Origin of the sequence: Pseudomonas sp. 3-2 (assembly GCF_019710535.1) — a bacterium.
GTDB lineage: Bacteria > Pseudomonadota > Gammaproteobacteria > Pseudomonadales > Pseudomonadaceae > Aquipseudomonas > Aquipseudomonas pharyngis.
In genome coordinates this window covers 4,793,293-4,811,433 of the sequence record NZ_CP081200.1, presented here as the reverse complement: position 1 = coordinate 4,811,433, position 18,141 = coordinate 4,793,293, and the positions used below count along the sequence as shown (strand labels likewise).

The 18,141-nt window shown below is 61.7% G+C and carries 16 protein-coding genes; 10 read left to right on the top strand and 6 right to left on the bottom strand.

Going from position 1 to position 18,141, the window contains the following annotated elements:
• The first annotated feature begins 167 nt into the window (after nt 1–167).
• The 5 genes from cysM to K3819_RS21730 all read left to right on the top strand — a co-directional run bounded on the left by cysM (nt 168) and on the right by K3819_RS21730 (nt 6,195).
• A complete protein-coding gene (gene cysM / locus K3819_RS21750; protein ID WP_221397926.1) occupies nt 168–1,070 on the top strand; it encodes a cysteine synthase CysM in 903 nt (300 codons plus the stop codon).
• A complete protein-coding gene (gene rlmD / locus K3819_RS21745) occupies nt 1,070–2,455 on the top strand; it encodes a 23S rRNA (uracil(1939)-C(5))-methyltransferase RlmD (protein ID WP_221397925.1) in 1,386 nt (461 codons plus the stop codon). Before cysM ends, rlmD begins: the two co-directional genes overlap by 1 nt.
• 88 nt (nt 2,456–2,543) lie before the next feature.
• Nucleotides 2,544–4,787: a GTP diphosphokinase gene (gene relA, locus K3819_RS21740; RefSeq protein WP_007957789.1), complete on the top strand. Its 2,244-nt coding sequence runs from the start codon at nt 2,544–2,546 to the stop codon at nt 4,785–4,787.
• Nucleotides 4,784–5,626: a nucleoside triphosphate pyrophosphohydrolase gene (gene mazG, locus K3819_RS21735; protein WP_221397924.1), complete on the top strand. Its 843-nt coding sequence runs from the start codon at nt 4,784–4,786 to the stop codon at nt 5,624–5,626. Before relA ends, mazG begins: the two co-directional genes overlap by 4 nt.
• A gap of 26 nt (nt 5,627–5,652) precedes the next feature.
• Nucleotides 5,653–6,195, top strand: coding sequence for a DUF2058 domain-containing protein (locus tag K3819_RS21730; protein ID WP_011335479.1), 543 nt, complete (start codon nt 5,653–5,655; stop codon nt 6,193–6,195).
• A 96-nt stretch (nt 6,196–6,291) separates the two neighbouring features.
• On the opposite strand, the gene K3819_RS21725 is transcribed toward K3819_RS21730, so the two are convergent.
• The 6 genes from K3819_RS21725 to K3819_RS21700 form a co-directional block, all read right to left on the bottom strand.
• A complete protein-coding gene (locus K3819_RS21725) occupies nt 6,292–6,480 on the bottom strand; it encodes a hypothetical protein (protein WP_039772867.1) in 189 nt (62 codons plus the stop codon).
• A 394-nt stretch (nt 6,481–6,874) separates the two neighbouring features.
• Nucleotides 6,875–8,095, bottom strand: coding sequence for a beta-ketoacyl-ACP synthase I (gene fabB, locus K3819_RS21720; protein WP_007957797.1), 1,221 nt, complete (start codon nt 8,093–8,095; stop codon nt 6,875–6,877).
• A gap of 11 nt (nt 8,096–8,106) precedes the next feature.
• Nucleotides 8,107–8,622 carry a 3-hydroxyacyl-[acyl-carrier-protein] dehydratase FabA gene (gene fabA / locus K3819_RS21715; RefSeq protein WP_003227150.1) on the bottom strand — a complete coding sequence of 172 codons (516 nt, stop codon included), beginning with the start codon at nt 8,620–8,622 and terminating at the stop codon, nt 8,107–8,109.
• Nucleotides 8,623–8,869: 247 nt separating this feature from the next.
• Nucleotides 8,870–10,771 carry an ATP-binding protein gene (locus K3819_RS21710; protein WP_221397923.1) on the bottom strand — a complete coding sequence of 634 codons (1,902 nt, stop codon included), beginning with the start codon at nt 10,769–10,771 and terminating at the stop codon, nt 8,870–8,872.
• Nucleotides 10,768–11,700, bottom strand: coding sequence for a hypothetical protein (locus tag K3819_RS21705; protein WP_064598631.1), 933 nt, complete (start codon nt 11,698–11,700; stop codon nt 10,768–10,770). The genes K3819_RS21710 and K3819_RS21705 overlap by 4 nt, the downstream gene beginning before the upstream one ends.
• Nucleotides 11,701–13,824 (bottom strand): TonB-dependent siderophore receptor, encoded by a 2,124-nt coding sequence (locus K3819_RS21700; protein ID WP_221397922.1) that lies wholly within the window; start codon nt 13,822–13,824, stop codon nt 11,701–11,703.
• 196 nt (nt 13,825–14,020) lie between these two features.
• Between K3819_RS21700 and K3819_RS21695 the strand changes: the two genes are divergently transcribed.
• The 5 genes from K3819_RS21695 to K3819_RS21675 all read left to right on the top strand — a co-directional run bounded on the left by K3819_RS21695 (nt 14,021) and on the right by K3819_RS21675 (nt 18,073).
• A complete protein-coding gene (locus tag K3819_RS21695) occupies nt 14,021–15,046 on the top strand; it encodes an NAD(P)H-dependent glycerol-3-phosphate dehydrogenase (protein ID WP_221397921.1) in 1,026 nt (341 codons plus the stop codon).
• Between the two features lie 18 nt (nt 15,047–15,064).
• Nucleotides 15,065–15,412, top strand: a complete 348-nt coding sequence (locus K3819_RS21690; protein ID WP_039772859.1) for a DUF4389 domain-containing protein — start codon at nt 15,065–15,067, stop codon at nt 15,410–15,412.
• Nucleotides 15,409–15,861 carry a phosphohistidine phosphatase SixA gene (gene sixA, locus K3819_RS21685; protein ID WP_007957806.1) on the top strand — a complete coding sequence of 151 codons (453 nt, stop codon included), beginning with the start codon at nt 15,409–15,411 and terminating at the stop codon, nt 15,859–15,861. Before K3819_RS21690 ends, sixA begins: the two co-directional genes overlap by 4 nt.
• Before the next feature lie 81 nt (nt 15,862–15,942).
• Nucleotides 15,943–17,598 (top strand): AMP-binding protein, encoded by a 1,656-nt coding sequence (locus tag K3819_RS21680; protein WP_221397920.1) that lies wholly within the window; start codon nt 15,943–15,945, stop codon nt 17,596–17,598.
• 31 nt (nt 17,599–17,629) lie between these two features.
• The gene (locus K3819_RS21675; RefSeq protein ID WP_007957810.1) at nt 17,630–18,073 is read left to right on the top strand and encodes a hotdog fold thioesterase; all 444 of its coding nucleotides are present in this window, start codon (nt 17,630–17,632) and stop codon (nt 18,071–18,073) included.
• Nucleotides 18,074–18,141 lie beyond the last annotated feature (68 nt).

The window sequence follows — 18,141 nt, the reverse complement described above, 5'->3', positions numbered from 1 at the left end:
TGCACAAGAAAGTGTCAGCGCTGTTGACACTATTTAAAAGTCGCACCACTGGCGCGACTTTTATTGCTTATTCCAAGAAACCATAAGCACCACACTTTGCGTGATATGGCCTGCGCAGGTTTGCCGGTATGATAGGCGCCCCCGCTGTCCGGATTGCGAAAAACGCCATGACCTTGCAGTACCCAACCATCGCCGATTGCGTCGGCAACACGCCGCTGGTGCGTTTGCAGCGCCTGCCCGGTGTCACCAGCAACACCCTTTTGCTCAAGCTCGAAGGGAACAACCCGGCGGGTTCGGTCAAGGATCGTCCGGCGCTGTCGATGATCACCCGTGCCGAGTTGCGCGGGCAGATCCACGAAGGCGATACGCTGATCGAAGCGACCTCGGGCAACACCGGGATCGCCCTGGCGATGGCCGCCGCGATCAAGGGTTACAAGATGATCCTGATCATGCCGGACAACTCCAGCGCCGAGCGTAAGGCGGCGATGACCGCTTACGGCGCGCAGCTGATTCTGGTCAGCCAGGAAGAGGGCATGGAAGGCGCTCGCGATCTCGCCCAGCGGATGGAAGCCGAAGGCCGTGGCAAGGTGCTGGATCAGTTCGCCAACGGCGACAATCCTGAAGCGCACTACACCACCACCGGCCCGGAAATCTGGCGTCAGACCCAAGGCTCCATCACTCATTTCGTCAGCTCCATGGGCACCACCGGCACCATCATGGGCGTGTCGCGCTACCTCAAGGAGCAGAACGACAACGTGCAGATCGTCGGCCTGCAACCGATGGAAGGTTCGGCCATTCCCGGCATCCGCCGCTGGCCGCAGGAATACCTGCCGAAGATCTACCAGGCCGACCGCGTTGACCGCATCGTCGATATGGCGCAAAGCGAAGCCGAGGATGTCACCCGGCGTCTGGCCCGCGAAGAAGGCATCTTCTGTGGCGTGTCCTCGGGCGGTGCGGTGGCAGCGATGCTGCGCCTGTCCAAAGAAGTTGAAAACGCGGTGATCGTCGCGATCATCTGCGACCGTGGCGACCGTTACCTGTCGACCGGCATTTTCGACGCGCCCAACTGATGGCCAAGCATGATAGAGGCCTGCGCTTCCAGCCCACCGGCGGCAGCAAGGCCGCGCAAATCCCGACCGGCAAAAAGCAGCGCCTGAGCATCGAGCGCCTGGCCAATGACGGTCGCGGCATCGCGTTTTTTGAAGGCAAAACCTGGTTCGTCCTCGGCGCCCTCGCCGGTGAAGAGGTCGAAGCCCGAGTGCTCGGCGCCCACGGCAAAGTGGTCGAGGCGCGCACCGAGCGCGTGTTCAGCGCCAGTCAATTGCGTCGTCCCGCACCTTGTCAGCATGCCGGACGTTGCGGTGGTTGCAGCGTTCAGCATCTGCCCCACAACGAACAGCTTGCCCTGAAACAGCGCATGCTCGCCGAGCAGTTGTCGCGAGTCGCCGGTGCCGAGCCCGAGGAGTGGGCGGCGCCGTTGACCGGTCCCGAATTCGGCTACCGTCGCCGCGCCCGGATCGCCGTGCGCTGGGACAGCAAGGCCAAACAGCTTGAAGTCGGTTTCCGTGCCGCCGGCAGTCAGGACATCGTCGCGATCAGCGAATGCCCGGTGCTGGTACAGCCCTTGCAGCCGATCATGACCCGCTTGCCGGAGATGCTGCGGCGCTTGAGCAAGCCTCAGGCGCTGGGGCATGTCGAACTGTTCAGCGGCTCGTCACTCGCCGTCCTGCTGCGTCACATGGCGCCGCTGTCCGAGGCCGACCTGACGATCCTCAAGGATTTCTGCGCATTCCATGAAGCGCAGCTCTGGCTGCATGGCGAAGGCGAACCGCAGCCGGTGGATGATGCACAGTCGCTCGGTTACCGCCTGGAACAATGGGACCTGCAACTGGCCTATCGGCCGGGAGATTTCATCCAGGTCAACGCCGGGGTCAACGAGGCCATGGTCGCCCAGGCGCTGGACTGGTTGAAACCGACGAGCGATGAGCGCGTGCTCGACCTGTTTTGCGGTCTGGGCAACTTTGCCTTGCCGCTGGCAAAAGCCGCGCGTGAAGTGGTGGCGGTCGAAGGCGTGCAGACCATGGTCGATCGCGCGGCGGCCAATGCCGCTAGCAACAATTTGCATAACACAAAGTTTTTTCAGGCCGATTTATCCCAGCCTTTGACCGATGCCCAGTGGATCGGAAACGGCTTTTCTGCGGTACTCTTGGACCCACCGCGCGACGGTGCTTTCGAGGTGGTGCGCAAGCTGGCGGCCTTGGGCGCCAAACGGTTGGTGTACGTGTCGTGCAACCCTGCAACTCTGGCGCGCGATACGGTCGAATTGATCAAGCAGGGCTACCGGTTAAAACGTGCCGGGATTCTCGATATGTTTCCTCAGACGGCACATGTCGAGGCCATGGCGTTATTTGAAGCGAGCCAGGATGGCTCGTCTGATCCGACTGGTCGTCCGTAGCGCTCGCCTTGGCCCCGCGAGCGCGAACGGGCATTGACGGTCAGTGATTTGACGCATTGAATCTGCGTCGTAGGGAAGGTAAAACAAGATGGTACAGGTGAGAGCACACCAGCCGATCAACACTGACGGCAGTATCAATCTCGAGGCTTGGCTCGATCACGCGGTCAGTGTCGATCTGGCACTGGATCGCGAAGCTTTGAAAGAGGCCTGCGAGTACGCTCGCCAGGCCGAGCAGCAATCCAATGCCGCGAAGAATCTCTGGTCCGAAGGCAGCGGCAGTTTCAGCACGGGCCTTGAGATCGCCGAGATCCTCGCCGACCTCAAGCTCGATCAGGATTCGCTGGTTGCCGCGGTTCTGTATCGCGGCGTACGCGAAGGCCAGATTGAACTCGCAGCGGTCAGCCAGCGCTTCGGCCCGGTGGTCGCCAAGCTGATCGACGGCGTGCTGCGCATGGCGGCGATCAGTGCCAGCCTCAGCCCGCGCCAGTCGATGGTGCTTGGCACTCAGGGCCAGGTGGAAAACCTGCGCAAGATGCTGGTGGCGATGGTCGACGACGTGCGTGTCGCGCTGATCAAGCTCGCCGAACGCACCTGTGCGATCCGCGCGGTGAAAACCGCCGACGACGAAAAACGTAACCGGGTCGCCCGGGAAGTGTTCGACATCTATGCGCCGCTCGCGCATCGACTCGGCATCGGTCATATCAAATGGGAACTGGAGGACCTGTCCTTCCGTTACCTGGAGCCCGATCAATACAAACAGATTGCCAAGCTGCTGCATGAGCGGCGGCTCGACCGCGAGCGTTTCATCGCCGACGTGATGACCCAGCTCAAGGACGAACTGCAGGCCACCGGCGTCGAAGCCGACATCAGCGGCCGGGCCAAACACATCTATTCGATCTGGCGCAAAATGCAGCGCAAGGGTCTGGAGTTCAGCCAGATCTACGACGTGCGTGCGGTGCGCGTGCTGGTGCCGGAAATGCGCGACTGCTACACCGCGCTCGGTATCGTCCACACCCTGTGGCGGCACATCCCGAAAGAGTTCGACGACTACATCGCCAACCCGAAAGAGAACGGCTACCGCTCGCTGCACACGGCGGTAATCGGCCCGGAAGGCAAGGTGCTGGAAGTCCAGATCCGTACCCATTCGATGCACGAAGAGGCCGAACTCGGTGTCTGCGCGCACTGGCGCTACAAGGGCACCGACGTCAAGTCCGGCTCCAATCACTACGAAGAGAAAATCTCCTGGCTGCGTCAGGTCCTCGAGTGGCACGAGGAGTTGGGCGACATCGGTGGTCTCGCCGAACAGCTGCGGGTCGATATCGAGCCGGACCGGGTCTACATCTTCACCCCGGACGGTCACGCCATCGACTTGCCGAAGGGCGCGACGCCGCTGGACTTCGCCTACCGCGTACACACCGAAATCGGCCACAACTGCCGTGGCGCGAAGATCAACGGGCGCATCGTTCCGCTCAACTACAGCCTGCAGACCGGTGAGCAGGTCGAGATCATCACCAGCAAGCACGGCACTCCGAGCCGCGACTGGCTGAACCCGAACCTGGGCTACGTCACTACGTCCCGGGCGCGGGCGAAGATCGTGCACTGGTTCAAGTTGCAGGCGCGCGACCAGAACGTCGCGGCGGGCAAGACCCTGCTCGAGCGCGAGCTCAATCGCCTCGGCCTGCCAGCGGTGGATTTTGACAAGCTGGCCGACAAGGCCAACATGAAAACCGCCGAAGACATGTTCGCCGCCCTCGGTGCCGGCGACCTGCGTCTGGCGCAACTGGTCAATCTGGCGCAACAACTGGTCGAGCCTGAACGCGGCAACGAACAGTTGGAGCTGATTCCGCGCAAGGCCACCGGCTACAAACCTGGCAAGCGCGGCGACATTCAGATCCAGGGCGTCGGCAACCTGATGACCCAGATGGCCGGCTGCTGCCAGCCGTTGCCGGGCGATGCGATCGTCGGTTACATCACTCAGGGCCGTGGCGTGAGCATTCACCGCCAGGATTGCGCCTCGGTGTTGCAACTGGCCGGGCGCGAGCCGGAGCGGATCATCCAGGTCAGTTGGGGCCCGGTGCCGGTGCTCACCTATCCGGTGGACATCGTCATCCGCGCCTACGACCGTTCCGGTCTGCTGCGTGACGTCTCGCAGGTGCTGCTCAACGAGCGGATCAACGTGCTGGCGGTCAACACCCGCTCGAACAAGGAAGACAACACCGCGCTGATGTCCCTGACCATCGAGATTCCGGGTCTGGACGCGCTGGGGCGATTGCTGGGGCGGATTTCCCAGTTGCCGAACATTATCGAAACGCGGCGTAACCGGACTCCATGAAACCGACCTACAGCCTTGACGACCTGCTGCACCTGATGAACCGTCTGCGTGACCCGCAGTATGGTTGCCCGTGGGATATCAGGCAGACTTACGCGACCATCGTTCCACACACCCTTGAAGAGGCCTACGAAGTCGCCGACGCCATCGAGCGCGGCGACTTCGATCACTTGCAGGGGGAGTTGGGCGATCTGCTGTTTCAGGTGGTGTATTACAGCCAGTTGGCCCGGGAAGAAGCGCGATTCGAATTCGCCGGGGTGGTCGACGGCATTACCCGCAAACTGATCCGTCGTCATCCGCATGTGTTCCCCACTGGCGATCTGTATGCGTCGCTGGACGTGCCGCGTCTGAGTGAAGAGCAGGTCAAGCAGCGCTGGGAGGAAATCAAGGCCGAGGAGCGCGCCGAGAAATCCACCGAGCCGCAACAACTGTCACTGCTCGACGATGTGCCTGCTGCGTTGCCGGCATTATCCCGCTCGGCCAAGTTGCAGAAGCGCGCAGGTCAGGTCGGTTTCGACTGGCCGGATGCCTTGCCGGTGCTGGACAAGGTCCGTGAAGAGCTCGATGAAGTGCTCGAAGCCATGTCCGAAAATGACCCGCAAGCGGTGGCCGACGAGATCGGTGATCTGCTGTTTTCGGTGGTCAATCTGGCCCGGCACCTGAAGGTCGATCCGGAAACCGCATTGCGTGGCGCCAACGCCAAGTTCGAACGACGTTTCCGTTTTATCGAACAGGCATTGCGCGATACCCACCGCCCCATGGAAGATTGCACCCTCGAAGAGTTGGACGCCCTGTGGGGCGAAGCCAAACGTCAGGAAAAGAATTCGCCCAGCTGTGGCTGAGCCGTTGCCCAAGTGAGTAAGCATCAATGAGCCTTTCCCTTCGCGACCAGTTGCTCAAGGCAGGACTGGTCAACCAAAAGCAGGCCAAGCAGGTCAGCAAAGACAAACAGAAACAACAGCGCCTGGCCCACAAAGGTCAGATCGAACTGGACGACTCCCAGCAGCGTGCTGCCCAGGAAGCCATGGCCGAGAAGGTCAAGCGCGACCAGGAGCTGAACCGCCAGCAGCAGGAGAAGGCGGAAGCCAAGGCCCGCGCCGCGCAGGTCAAGCAGTTGATCGAGGTCTCGCGTCTGCCGAAGCTGACGACCGAGGACTACTACAACTTCGTCGACGACAAGAAGGTCAAGCGCATCTCGGTCAACACGCTGATGCGCAACAAGCTCAGCAGCGGCTCGCTGGCGATCGTGCACCACGCTGGCGGTTACGAAGTGATTCCTCGTGAGGCGGCCCTGAAGATTCAGGAGCGCGATCCACAGCGCATCGTCCAGCTCAACGAAAAGGTCGAAGAGGTCAATGCCGAGGACGATCCGTACGCGGCCTACGTGATCCCTGATGATCTGATGTGGTAATCGGGTTCCGCCGGGCTGCGAAGCGGCCCTGAAATCCCCAAAACGACAAACCCCGCTCATGGCGGGGTTTGTCGTTTTCAATGCTGTGGTTTTGTTTCAGGCGGATTTCCGATCCCGCTGCTGTTCCTGCAGTTCCAGTTCGGCCTTGTAGTTGTGGGCGTCGATCTCGTTGTGGAACATGCCGACCAGCAAGTCTTGTTGATGCACATCCCAGATCCGTACGCCGGCGGCTACGCCTTCATGGGACATGTGTGAATCGTCGCGTTCAGTTACTTTTACAGTCATCTGCTAGCTCCAAATCTCAAGTTATCTGCAGCAAGGCGTGTGCAGGACTCTGTTATAGATTTTGTTAGCCTGCTAAGTAAACGCCCGATTCGTGCAATGTATTCTTGCGAAATCTGCAACAGCGCTGGAGCCCGCAGAAACCGCGACATTCAGTCGCAGGGCATTGAGTTCCATGACAAAAGCTTCATGTTCCTGACGGCGATTTTCAAGCAATACACCGACCCTGTGGGAGCGGGCTTGCTCGCGAATGCGATTTAACATTCAACATTTTTGTCGACTGACCCACCGCTTTCGCGAGCAAGCCCGCTCCCACAGCAGGTTGTGTTTATGGCTGGCGAAAAAAAACGCCCCGAACCAGTCGGGGCGTTTTCATGTGCGGCTCAGCGGGAGGGAATTACTTGCCTTCCCAGCGCTTCAGCACGAGGGTGGCGTTGGTGCCACCGAAGCCGAAGCTGTTGCTCATCACGGTGTTGATGGTGGCGTTCTCGCGGGTCTTGGTCAGCACCGGCAGATCGGCCACTTCAGGGTCCAGTTCGTCGATGTTGGCGGAACCGGCGATGAAGTTGCCTTCCATCATCAGCATGCAGTAGATCGCTTCGTGAACGCCGGCGGCGCCCAGGGAGTGACCCGACAGGCTCTTGGTGGAGCTGATGGCCGGGGCTTTGTCGCCGAACACTTCGCGCACACCTTTCATTTCCGCGACGTCGCCGACCGGAGTCGAAGTGCCGTGGGTGTTCAGGTAGTCGATCGGGGTGTCGACGGTGGACAGCGCCTGCTGCATGCAGCGGATGGCGCCTTCGCCGCTTGGAGCCACCATGTCGTAGCCGTCGGAGGTCGCGCCGTAGCCAACGATTTCCGCGTAGATCTTCGCGCCACGGGCGAGAGCGTGTTCCAGCTCCTCGACCACCACCATGCCGCCACCACCGGCGATGACGAAACCGTCACGGTCGGCGTCGTAGGCGCGGGAAGCTTGTTCCGGGGTGTCGTTACGCTTGCTGGACAGGGCGCCCATCGCGTCGAACAGGAACGACTGGCTCCAGTGCTCTTCTTCACCGCCACCGGCAAACACGATGTCCTGCTTGCCCATCTGGATCTGTTCCATGGCGGTACCGATGCAGTGAGCACTGGTGGCGCAGGCAGAAGCGATGGAGTAGTTCAGACCCTTGATCTTGAACGGGGTGGCCAGGCAAGCCGAAACGGTGCTGCTCATGGTCCGCGTTACACGGTATGGGCCGACGCGCTTGACGCCTTTCTCGCGCAGGATGTCCAGCGCTTCCATCTGGTTCAGGGTCGACGCGCCGCCGGAACCTGCGATCAGGCCGGTACGCGGGTTGGACACCTGCTCTTCGGTCAGACCGGAGTCAGCGATGGCGTCTTTCATGGCCAGGTAGGCGTAAGCCGCTGCGTGGCCGACGAAGCGATAGATCTTGCGATCGATCAGCTCTTCAAGGTTGAGGTCGATGGAGCCGGAAACCTGGCTACGCAGACCCATTTCGGCGTATTCCGGGTTGAACCGGATGCCAGGGCGGCTTGCACGCAGGTTAGCGGAGACGGTCTCTTTGTCATTGCCCAGGCACGAAACGATGCCCAGACCAGTGATAACGACGCGGCGCATGCGAATAACCCTTAGAAGTTGTCAGTGGAGGTGAACACGCCGACGCGAAGGCCTTCGGCGGTGTAGATTTCGCGACCGTCGACAGTCACCGAACCGTCCGCGATGGCCAGGTTCAGCTTGCCCTTGAGGACGCGCTTGATATGAATGTTGTAGGTGACTTTCTTGGCGGTCGGCAGGACCTGGCCGAAGAATTTCACTTCGCCCGAACCCAGCGCACGGCCACGGCCCGGCAGGCCTTGCCAGCCCAGGAAGAAGCCGACCAATTGCCACATGGCATCCAGACCCAGGCAGCCCGGCATCACCGGATCGCCTTCGAAGTGGCACGCGAAGAACCACAGGTCAGGGTTGATATCCAGCTCGGCGACCAATTCACCTTTGCCGTACTTGCCGCCTTCTTCGCTGATCAGGGTGATGCGATCCACCATCAGCATGTTCGGGGCGGGCAGTTGCGCGTTACCTGGGCCGAACAGCTCACCGCGACTGCAGCGCAGCAGGTCTTCCCGAGTAAAGGCGTTTTGTTTGGTCATGCGAGCTCCTCAATAATCCCATGCGGCAGGTGGGGCAAATCTTCCCGGCCGATCGACGCGTTCATGCCTCGAACCGGCAGCCTACTCATAGACTATTGCGTTGTGGTGAAAGTCACAGCACCAAGGACATGAATGTACACTTGTGCACTGAAATTTTTAATCAAGCCCCTTTTGAGGCTCGTTCGGGTGCCTAAGACTGCCGCACTTTCGCTTTTCACGCCAGTCGCAGATGCTCGAAAGGGCCCCGTTACTGCACCCATCGCTGCAGAATCTGCTGCAGGTCATTGCGTTTGAATGGCTTGGCCAGGTAATCGTTCATGCCCGCCGCGAGGCAGTTTTCCCGGTCGCCCTGTAAAGCATTGGCGGTCAGGGCGATGATCGGCACCTGGCCGCAGCCGGGCAGCTGCCGGATCCGCCGGGTCGCTTCGTAACCGTCGATCAGCGGCAAGCGGCAATCCATCAGAATCGCTTCGAAACGGCTGTCCCCGGCACTGCGCACCGCCTGCACGCCATCGGTGGCGACGCTGACGGTAAAGCCCAGGCTGCGCAACATCGCTTCGATCACCGTCTGGTTGACCGGGTTGTCCTCGACCAGCAGCACATTTCGGCCTTCGCCGTGACTTGCACCGTTCAATGTGCGCGGTGCGGCAAGCACGGGCAGCGTCTGCTTATATAGGGCCAGTGGTATTTCCAGGGTGAACACCGAGCCGCGACCTTCTTCACTCTGGGCGCGCAAGGTGCCGCCCATCCGTTCAGCGAGCGTGCGGGCAATCGGCAGGCCCAGACCGGTGCCGCCATATCGACGGGAAATCGAGCTGTCGGCCTGCTGGAACGCGTTGAACATCAGCTCCAGGCTTTCCGGCGAAATGCCGATGCCACTGTCACGTACCGCGCAGGTGAACCACAGCAATTCGTGATCCAGCGATTGCCATTGCGCCTCGATGCTGACGCGCCCCTGCTCGGTGAACTTCAGCGCATTGCCGACCAGGTTGACCAGAATCTGCCGGATCCGCGTCGGATCGCCCTGTACCTGCAAGTCGTGCATGTCATCGGCGATCCGCAGTTGCAGGGCCAGCCCGCGTTGCGCCGCACTGTGCTGGAAGGAATGGGCGCAGGCGCCGATCAGGTCGGCGAGGTTGAACGGAATGTGCTCCAGCTCCAGTTCCGAACGTTCGATGCGCGAGAAATCCAGAATGTCGTTGATCACCTTGAGCAAATGCTCGGTGGACTCGGAAGCCAGCGCCGCATACTCGACCTGCTCCTCGGTCATGTCGGTGGTTTCCAGCAACTGCAGCATGCCCAAGACGCCGTTCATCGGTGTGCGCAGTTCATGGCTCATCATCGCCAGGAAATCCGATTTGGCGTTGTTGGCCTTTTCCGCCTCTTCGCGGGTCTGGATCAGTTGCGCCATCGCCTGATGCTGTTCGCGGCTGGCCTGCTCCAGCGCCTGGGCCAGGTTGTTGATGTGCTGGGACAGTGCACCCAGCTCGGTGTCATCGACGATCGGCAGCGGGGTTTTGTAGTCGCCCTCCTGAATCGCCTTGACCGCATTGCCGATGTCGCGGATCGGCTGCGACAGGCTGCCGGCCAGTCGCCGCGCCAGCACAAAGGTGAAGAGCAGGGCGAACAACGCCAGAATCCCGGCCTTGAGCAGGATCTCCTGTTGGCGCTGACTGAAGGCGTCATTCGACAGCCCGACGATCACCCGCCCCAGATAATCCTCGCTGGCCACCCCGGGGCTGCTCTTGCCGTCCTGAAAGAAATCGTTGTGCAGGGCGATGCGTTGCAGCCGCACCGGCGCCTGGAACACTTCGACCTGATGCGGGCGATTGTGCGCATCCGCCGGCTGTTCGACGTAGGCCAGAATCCGGTTGGCGCTGTCCTGCACTTCCAGAAACCGCACGTTCGGCGTGGCCAGCGTGGCCTTGAGCAGGCTTTCCAGGACTTCGTTATTGCCGGAAATCACCCCGTATTCGGTGGCCGGTGCGAGCTGGTTGGCGATCAACTGGCCGGTGTGATTCAGCTCCTGACGCAGATCCTGAATGCGCACGAAGGTGAAAAAGCTGATCAGCAGCAAGGTCAGCAACAGCGCAGGGCCCAGGCTGATCAACTGAGTGCGGGTGTTGATGTCCCAACGGCGGAAAATCATGGGCGGCGCTCTCCTTCGGCCAGTTCTGCGGCGACAGACGCTTCATTGATCGGTTCTATCCCTAAGGAACGAGCCACCTGCGCATTACTTGAGACTTTAAAACGCCCGGGGTAGAGCGTGCGCGGCCAGGTGGCCGGTGGCCGGTCCAGCAATTCGTCGAGGACGGCCAGCCAGTCGTTCTGATCGCTGTAGGTACTGGCCAGGCTGCCGGCGCGAACGAACGAGACATTCGGCCCGACCAGTGCCAGTTGCCGAGAGTAACTGCTGAGCAACAGGTTCTTCGCGGTTTTCGGGTTGTACAGGTCAGGGTCGTCGAGGCCCAGCAGCACGTCGCTGTTTTTCAGCACGGTCTGCAAGGGTCGGCTGTCGTGGGTGTTGTCCCAGCGCTGCGGGACGATTTGCAGATTCAGCGGCTGGGCGGCCGATTGCAGCTCCTTGAGCAGGAACTCGCTGTGCTGATCGAACAGCACGCCGACGCGCCCGGCCTGGGGCAGAATCCGGCGGATCAGTTGCAACTGACGACTCAGCGGCGGATCGGCCCACAGCAGGCTCAAGTGGGGTGGCTGCGCGTCGCCGAAGCGTTGTCGGGCTTGCAAGCGGCTGATGCGCAGGACCAAAGTCGCGGGGCCTTGGCTTTCCTGCATGCGCCAGTCGAGGCTCGGCAAATCGAGCAGGATCAGGCGCAGGCTCGATGGCAACTTGCCCGGTGCTGGCAGGCTGGCCAGTGGCTGGAAATGCACGCGGTCGGTGGGGCGCAGTTCGCTCAGGGCCTGAACGAAGGACTGCACACCGGGGCTTTCCTCGGCGCCGGTCAGCAGAATGTCGGCCGCCTGCACCGCCACGCCATGCAGCCATGCTGTCAGGAACAGACAGAGCCCGGCCAGCCATTGGCCGAGCGTTGGCATCTTCCGTGACATGGCGTAACGCATCTAGAACTCCAGCTCGGCGCTGAAATACACCACGCGGCGTTCGTCGTAATTGTTGTCGACGAAGGTGGTCGGCTCATGGTCGAGGCGTTGTTGCAGCACGCCGGCCAGTTGCAGTTGGGCCTTGCCCAGGGCGATGCGTTTGGCGATCCGCGTGTCGACCCGCTCGAAGCGGTAACCGTTGAGCGCGTTGTCACCGTAATAGAAGAGGGCGCTGTTCCAGCCGTGGCCCCAATCGCGCAGCCAGCCCGCCGAACCGCTGTTGCGCGCGGTGAATTGCTGATCCAGCGGATTGCTCGCCTCGGCGTCGACGAAGGCGTAGGTCAGGCGCAAGCGGTCGGCCGCACTCAGGCGCCAGTCCATTTGCGTCTCTGTGCCGCGAAAGCGCGAATCGTTGGCGTTGCTGGCGATGTACTGATTGTTGCGCAGCGGCTCGCTGATCATCCCGGTGATTTCGTCGTAGAACAGCTTCACGTCCAGCGCCAGGCCCCATTCCGGGAAAAAGCCGTTGTAGCCCAGTTCCCGCGAGCGCATGTGTTCCTGGTCCAGATCGCCGGGGCCCCGGGTCTTGACGAAGTAGCGGGCCGAAGACTGGCCATAGGCGGCGGGCCGCAGGTTGGTCACCTGATAACTCCAGTTGACGTTGTTCTCGAACATGTCCGGCGAACGGATGGCTTCCGAATACACCGCGCGCAGGCTGTGGCGCGGATTGAACAGGTAGTTGACCGCAAACCGGGGCGTCAGCGAGCTGCCGATCAATTGCGTGTCTTCGAACATGGCGCCGCCCTGCAACAGCCAGTGTTCGCTGGCGCGCCATTCCAGTTGGCCGAAGGTGCGCCAGGTGCTGTCGTCCAGCGTGCCGTTGAAGTAGGTCTCGGAGTCGGCACGGTCGTAACGATAGTTCAGACCGCTGACCAGACGCAGGCTATCGGACAGGCTGAGGGTGTCCTGCAACTCCAGGTCGTAGCGCGATTCCCGGGCACTCTGGTCGATGTCACCGCACAGAGTCTGGCGCGCGCCGTTGCGCCACTGATCCAGCACCTGATTGGCCAGGGTCATTTCCTGCGGTGTACCGGCGGGGGCGCCGGGGCCGGTGAACAGGGTCATGTTGCGGGCCAGGCGCTCGGTGTAGTTCGGGTTAAGTTGCCACAGCTCGGTCAATTGCGGGCTGAACGACACTTCGGCGTCACAGGCGCGCCAGGTCTGCTGGCGATCCCAGTGTTGTGCCGAGCCTTGCACGTAAAGGCTGTGATCGGGATTGAGGTCGAGGTTCCAGCGCACCGAGCCGGCGTAGTCCTTGGCTACCACGTCGGAATTGTTCCCGGCAGCGGTAATCCCGGAGAACACCGGGCGGTAGGTGTAAGGCCGCTGATTGGTCCCGTCCTTGGCGTTGACCTGCCAGTCCAGGCTCTGGTTGTCGCTCAGGGTCTGGCTGACCGCGAGGCTGAAGCGGTTCAAGCGGCGGTTGTCGCGGTAGTCGGCGCCGGTGCGGTCGCTGTCGAAACCGTCGTCCTCCTGGCCGGACAGCGACAGACGCAGGTCGCCGCCATTCCAGCCGGTGCTCTGGCTGGCATAGAAATCATTGATGCCGCGTTGGCCGCGGGTCAGCTTCAGTCGTGTGCCGTGGCTGTCCGCCGGGTTGCGGGTGATGATGTTGATCACCGCCATCAGCGCGTTGGCGCCGTAGCTGACGGTGTTCGGGCCGCGAAAGACTTCGATGCGCTCGATGTCTTCCATGGCCACCGGGATATCGCTCCAGTCCACGGTCGCCAGACCGGCGCGGTACACCGAGCGGCCGTCGATCAACACCTGCATGCGCCGGGCTTCGCTGGCGTTGGTCCCGTGATAGTTCACCGCCGCCTGATTGCCGCTGATGTTGCCGACCATCATCCCTGGCACCAGGCGCAGCAGTTCACTGATGTCCCGGGCGCCACTGGCGGCAATCAGTTCGCTGTCGAGGACGGTCATGCTGCCCGGGACTTCCGCCGGCGACTGTTTCAGGCGCGTGGCGGTCAGGATCTGCGGCAAGGCCTCACTGTCGACAAACAGGTCGTCCGCCAGTAGTACCGGGCTGAACAGCAGCGCCAGCAGCAGGGACGAACGCGGGGAAGGGGGGCCAGAAAACACGACGCAGCCTTGATAGCAAAGAATTGGCGCGCATGTTAACCGAGGTCGACGACTTTTCCAGTCACGTTGCAGGCATTTTCCTCGGTTTTATTGGTCTTCTTCCTACAAGTGCGGGTAATTGACGCCGGGGCTGTCCGAGAAGGGGACGCTCCGTATAATGCCGGCATCGCCACTGGTATGGATTAACGGATTACATATGACTGAACAGCGCCCGATTGCGGTCCTGGGAGGCGGAAGTTTCGGTACCGCCGTGGCCAATCTGTTGGCCGAGAACGGCCATCAAGTCCGGCAGTGGATGCGTGACCCCGAGCAGGCCGAGGCCATCCGGGTCAATCGCGAGAACCCGCGTTACCTCAAAGGCATCAAGATTCTGCCCGGCGTGACCGCGGTCACCGACCTGCAGGAAACCCTCGACGCCTGCGATTTGTGTTTCGTCGCGTTGCCGTCCAGCGCGCTGCGCACGGTTTTGGCGCCTCATTCCGAGCGCCTGAGCGGCAAGATGCTGGTCAGCCTGACCAAGGGCATCGAAGCCCACACCTTCAAACTGATGAGCCAGATCCTCGAAGAGATCGCCCCCCAGGCGCGTATCGGCGTGCTGTCCGGGCCAAACCTGGCGCGGGAAATCGCCGAACACGCGCTGACCGCCACCGTGGTCGCCAGCGAAGACGAAGAACTCTGCAAAGCTGTGCAGGCCGCATTGCATGGCCGCACTTTCCGCGTCTACGCCAGCGCCGACCGTTTCGGCGTCGAGCTGGGCGGGGCGCTGAAAAACGTCTACGCGATCATCGCCGGCATGGCGGTGGCGCTGGAAATGGGCGAGAACACCAAGAGCATGCTGATCACCCGCGCCCTGGCCGAAATGACCCGGTTTGCGGTGAATCAGGGCGCCAACCCTATGACCTTCCTCGGTCTGGCCGGTGTCGGCGACCTGATCGTCACTTGCTCGTCGCCGAAAAGCCGCAACTACCAGGTCGGTTTCGCCCTCGGTCAGGGTTTGAGCCTCGACGAAGCGGTGTCGCGCCTGGGTGAAGTGGCCGAAGGCGTCAACACCCTGAAAGTGCTTAAGGCCAAGGCTCAGGAGGTTGGCGTGTACATGCCGCTGGTCGCCGGATTGCATGCAATCCTGTTCGAAGGGCGCACGCTTGAGCAGGTGATCGGTCTGCTGATGCGTGCCGAACCGAAAACCGATGTCGACTTTATTTCCACCAGTGGTTTCAACTGATTCAGCAGGGAGCAGGCCATGAACGATCCGAAAACCGAAGCCAAATATGAATCCATCCTCCTGCGGGTGTTGTGGATGATTGTTTACATCCTGGTCTGGCAGGTGGCGCAGTTCATCCTCGGCGCGGTGGTGCTGGTGCAGTTGATCTATCGTTTGTTCTATGGCGCCCCGAGCGCCAGCCTGATGAATTTCGGCGACAGCCTGAGCCAGTTTCTGGCGCAGATCGGCCGTTTCGGCAGCTTCCACAGCGACCAGAAACCCTGGCCGTTCGCCGACTGGCCGGCGCCGCGTACGCCGGAAGGTGAAGCGCCACACGTTGTTGCGCCGGCACCGCATCCGGCCCGGGATGAGGAACCCAAGCTATGAAACTCTGGGTATTGCGTCACGGTGAGGCCGAGCCCTATGGCTCGCGCCCCGACTCCGAGCGGGAACTGACCGCCCACGGTCGCAAGGAAGTGTTGAGCAGCGCGGCCCGTTTGATGGGCCAGCCGCTGACGGCGATCTACGCCAGCCCGTACCTGCGGGCGCAGCAGACGGCGCAACTGGTGCGCGAGGCGCTGGGCTTCGAGCCGGAAATCCGTACAGTCGAGTGGTTGACCCCGGAAGTTGACCCGGATCGCGTGGCCGAGCAACTGGTGTCGGTGAGCAACGTGCTGCTGGTCAGCCACAATCCGCTGGTGGGCAATCTGCTCAGCTACCTGCAACACGGTGCGGGCTACCCACCGGAAAAAGTCAGCACCGCCGGGCTGGCCGAGCTCGAACACAGCGAGTTGCTGATCGGCTCGATGACGCTCAACAGCCTTAAACATCCCTGAAATTTTTTGTATGAAATAGTCAACCAAGCACTTGCTTGGTTGACTACGCTTGCTCCAGACCAAAAAACAGGAGCGAGTCGAATGTCTTCCGCCTTCCGTTTGCCGCTGGACGTGTTTTACGAACGCGAGGCCCGGCACCCGCGCCAGCGTTTTCTGGTGCAGCCGATCGGCGGCGGGCAGGTCGAGACACTGACCTGGGCCGACGTCGGCCATCAGGCTCGCTGCGCGGCGCACTGGCTGCGCTCCCGGGAGTGGCCGCCAGGCAGCCACATCGCCCTGATCTCGAAAAATTGCGCGCACTGGATCATCGCCGACCTGGCGATCTGGATGGCCGGGCATGTCTCGGTGCCGCTCTATCCGAACCTCACCGCCGAATCGGTGAATCAGGTGCTCACCCACTCGGAAAGCGTGCTGGCGTTCATCGGCAAGCTCGATGACTGGCCGAGCATGTCAGCGGGCATACCGGCCGGCCTGACCACCGTCAGCCTGCCGCTGCATCCGCCGGGCACGTTCGATTTCAACTGGGATGACCTGCAACGCAGCTCACCGATCCAGGACGACCCGCGACCCGCCGCCGAGCAACTGGCGACCATCATTTACACCTCCGGCACCACCGGCCTGCCCAAGGGCGTGATGCACAGTTTTGCCAACCTCGGCTTCGCGACGACGCGCGGTACGCAGCTGTTCGGCCTCAATGAGAACGACCGGCTGCTGTCGTATCTGCCGCTGTGTCATGTCGCCGAGCGGATGTTCGTCGAGCTGGCGTCGATCTATACCGGGCAGACGGTGTTTTTCGCCGAAAGCCTCGACACCTTTCTTGCCGATCTCAAGCGGGCACGGCCGACGGCGATGTTCGGTGTGCCGCGGATCTGGACCAAGTTCCAGATGGGGGTCTACAGCAAGATCCCGGCGAAACGCCTGGATTTGCTGCTCGGTCTGCCTTTTATCGGCCGACGGATCGGCCACAAGGTCCTGGCCGGATTGGGTCTGGATGCCTTGCGCGTGGCGCTGTCCGGTGCGGCGCCGGTGCCGCTGACCTTATTGCGCTGGTATCAGAAACTCGGGCTCGACGTGCTGGAGGTCTACGGCATGACCGAAAGCTGCGGTTATTCGCACATCTGTCTGCCGGGTCAGTACAAGGAAGGCTGGATCGGCCGGCCGTGCCCCGACGTTGAAGTGCGCATCGATGAGTCCGGCGAAGTGCAGGTGCGCAGCCAGGCGAACATGCTCGGCTATTTCAAGGAACCGCAGAAAACCGCCGAGACCCTCACCGAAGATGGCTTCCTGCGCACCGGCGACAAGGGCGAACAGGACGCCGAAGGGCGTTTGCGCCTGACCGGGCGGCTCAAGGAAATCTTCAAGACCAGCAAGGGCAAATACGTCGCCCCGGCGCCGATCGAAAACCGTCTGGCGGTGCATTCGCGGATCGAACAGGTCTGCGTGGTCGGCGATGGCCTGAGTGCGCCGCTGGGATTGTGCGTGCTCTCGGCGGTGGGCCGGGAAGAGCCCCGCGCACCGCTGCATTCGAGCCTGGAAAAACTGCTGGAGGAGGTCAACGCCGTCCTCGACAAGCACGAGCGCCTGCGCCGGCTGGTGGTGGTCAAGGACAGCTGGGCGGTGGAGAACGGCTTCCTCACGCCGACCCTGAAAATCAAACGCAACATCATCGAAGACACCTACGGAGCACGTTTCGAAGAATGGAGCGAGCGCAGCGAGGCGGTGCTGTGGCAGGATTGAGCGTCGATCAAAACAACAAAGGAAGCCTGCGATGACCTTGTGGCGCACCACTCCGAACATCGAGCAGTTGAACGCAATCCAGAAAAACACCATCGGCGAAGTGCTGGACATTCGCTTCGAGTCCTTCGACGAGGAATCGCTGACGGCCAGCATGGTCATCGACCATCGCACCCATCAGCCTTACGGCCTGCTGCACGGCGGCGCCTCGGTGGTGCTGGCGGAAACGGTCGGGTCGATGGCGAGTTACCTGTGCATCGACGCCAGCAAGTTCTATTGCGTGGGCCTGGAAATCAACGCCAACCACTTGCGCGGCCTGCGCAGCGGACGAGTGACGGCGGTGGCCAAACCGATCCACATCGGCCGCACCACCCACGTCTGGGATATCCGCCTGACCAGCGATGAAGGCAAGGCCAGTTGTGTGTCGCGCCTGACCATGGCGGTGGTGCCGCTGGGAGAACAACCGCCGGCGCGTTAATGGCCGCAGCGTCATAGCCCTGACCGGACTGTCATCATTCCTGGCAGTTACGGTCATTGCTGTAGGAC

Bases quoted from the DNA above. Each gene is read 5' to 3' on its own strand.
- cysM (WP_221397926.1), top strand. From the start codon at position 168: ATGACCTTGCAGTACCCAACCATCGCCGATTGCGTCGGCAACACGCCG.
- rlmD (WP_221397925.1), top strand. From the start codon at position 1,070: ATGGCCAAGCATGATAGAGGCCTGCGCTTCCAGCCCACCGGCGGCAGC.
- relA (WP_007957789.1), top strand. From the start codon at position 2,544: ATGGTACAGGTGAGAGCACACCAGCCGATCAACACTGACGGCAGTATC.
- mazG (WP_221397924.1), top strand. From the start codon at position 4,784: ATGAAACCGACCTACAGCCTTGACGACCTGCTGCACCTGATGAACCGT.
- K3819_RS21730 (WP_011335479.1), top strand. From the start codon at position 5,653: ATGAGCCTTTCCCTTCGCGACCAGTTGCTCAAGGCAGGACTGGTCAAC.
- K3819_RS21725 (WP_039772867.1), bottom strand. From the start codon at position 6,480: ATGACTGTAAAAGTAACTGAACGCGACGATTCACACATGTCCCATGAA.
- fabB (WP_007957797.1), bottom strand. From the start codon at position 8,095: ATGCGCCGCGTCGTTATCACTGGTCTGGGCATCGTTTCGTGCCTGGGC.
- fabA (WP_003227150.1), bottom strand. From the start codon at position 8,622: ATGACCAAACAAAACGCCTTTACTCGGGAAGACCTGCTGCGCTGCAGT.
- K3819_RS21710 (WP_221397923.1), bottom strand. From the start codon at position 10,771: ATGATTTTCCGCCGTTGGGACATCAACACCCGCACTCAGTTGATCAGC.
- K3819_RS21705 (WP_064598631.1), bottom strand. From the start codon at position 11,700: ATGCGTTACGCCATGTCACGGAAGATGCCAACGCTCGGCCAATGGCTG.
- K3819_RS21695 (WP_221397921.1), top strand. From the start codon at position 14,021: ATGACTGAACAGCGCCCGATTGCGGTCCTGGGAGGCGGAAGTTTCGGT.
- K3819_RS21690 (WP_039772859.1), top strand. From the start codon at position 15,065: ATGAACGATCCGAAAACCGAAGCCAAATATGAATCCATCCTCCTGCGG.
- sixA (WP_007957806.1), top strand. From the start codon at position 15,409: ATGAAACTCTGGGTATTGCGTCACGGTGAGGCCGAGCCCTATGGCTCG.
- K3819_RS21680 (WP_221397920.1), top strand. From the start codon at position 15,943: ATGTCTTCCGCCTTCCGTTTGCCGCTGGACGTGTTTTACGAACGCGAG.
- K3819_RS21675 (WP_007957810.1), top strand. From the start codon at position 17,630: ATGACCTTGTGGCGCACCACTCCGAACATCGAGCAGTTGAACGCAATC.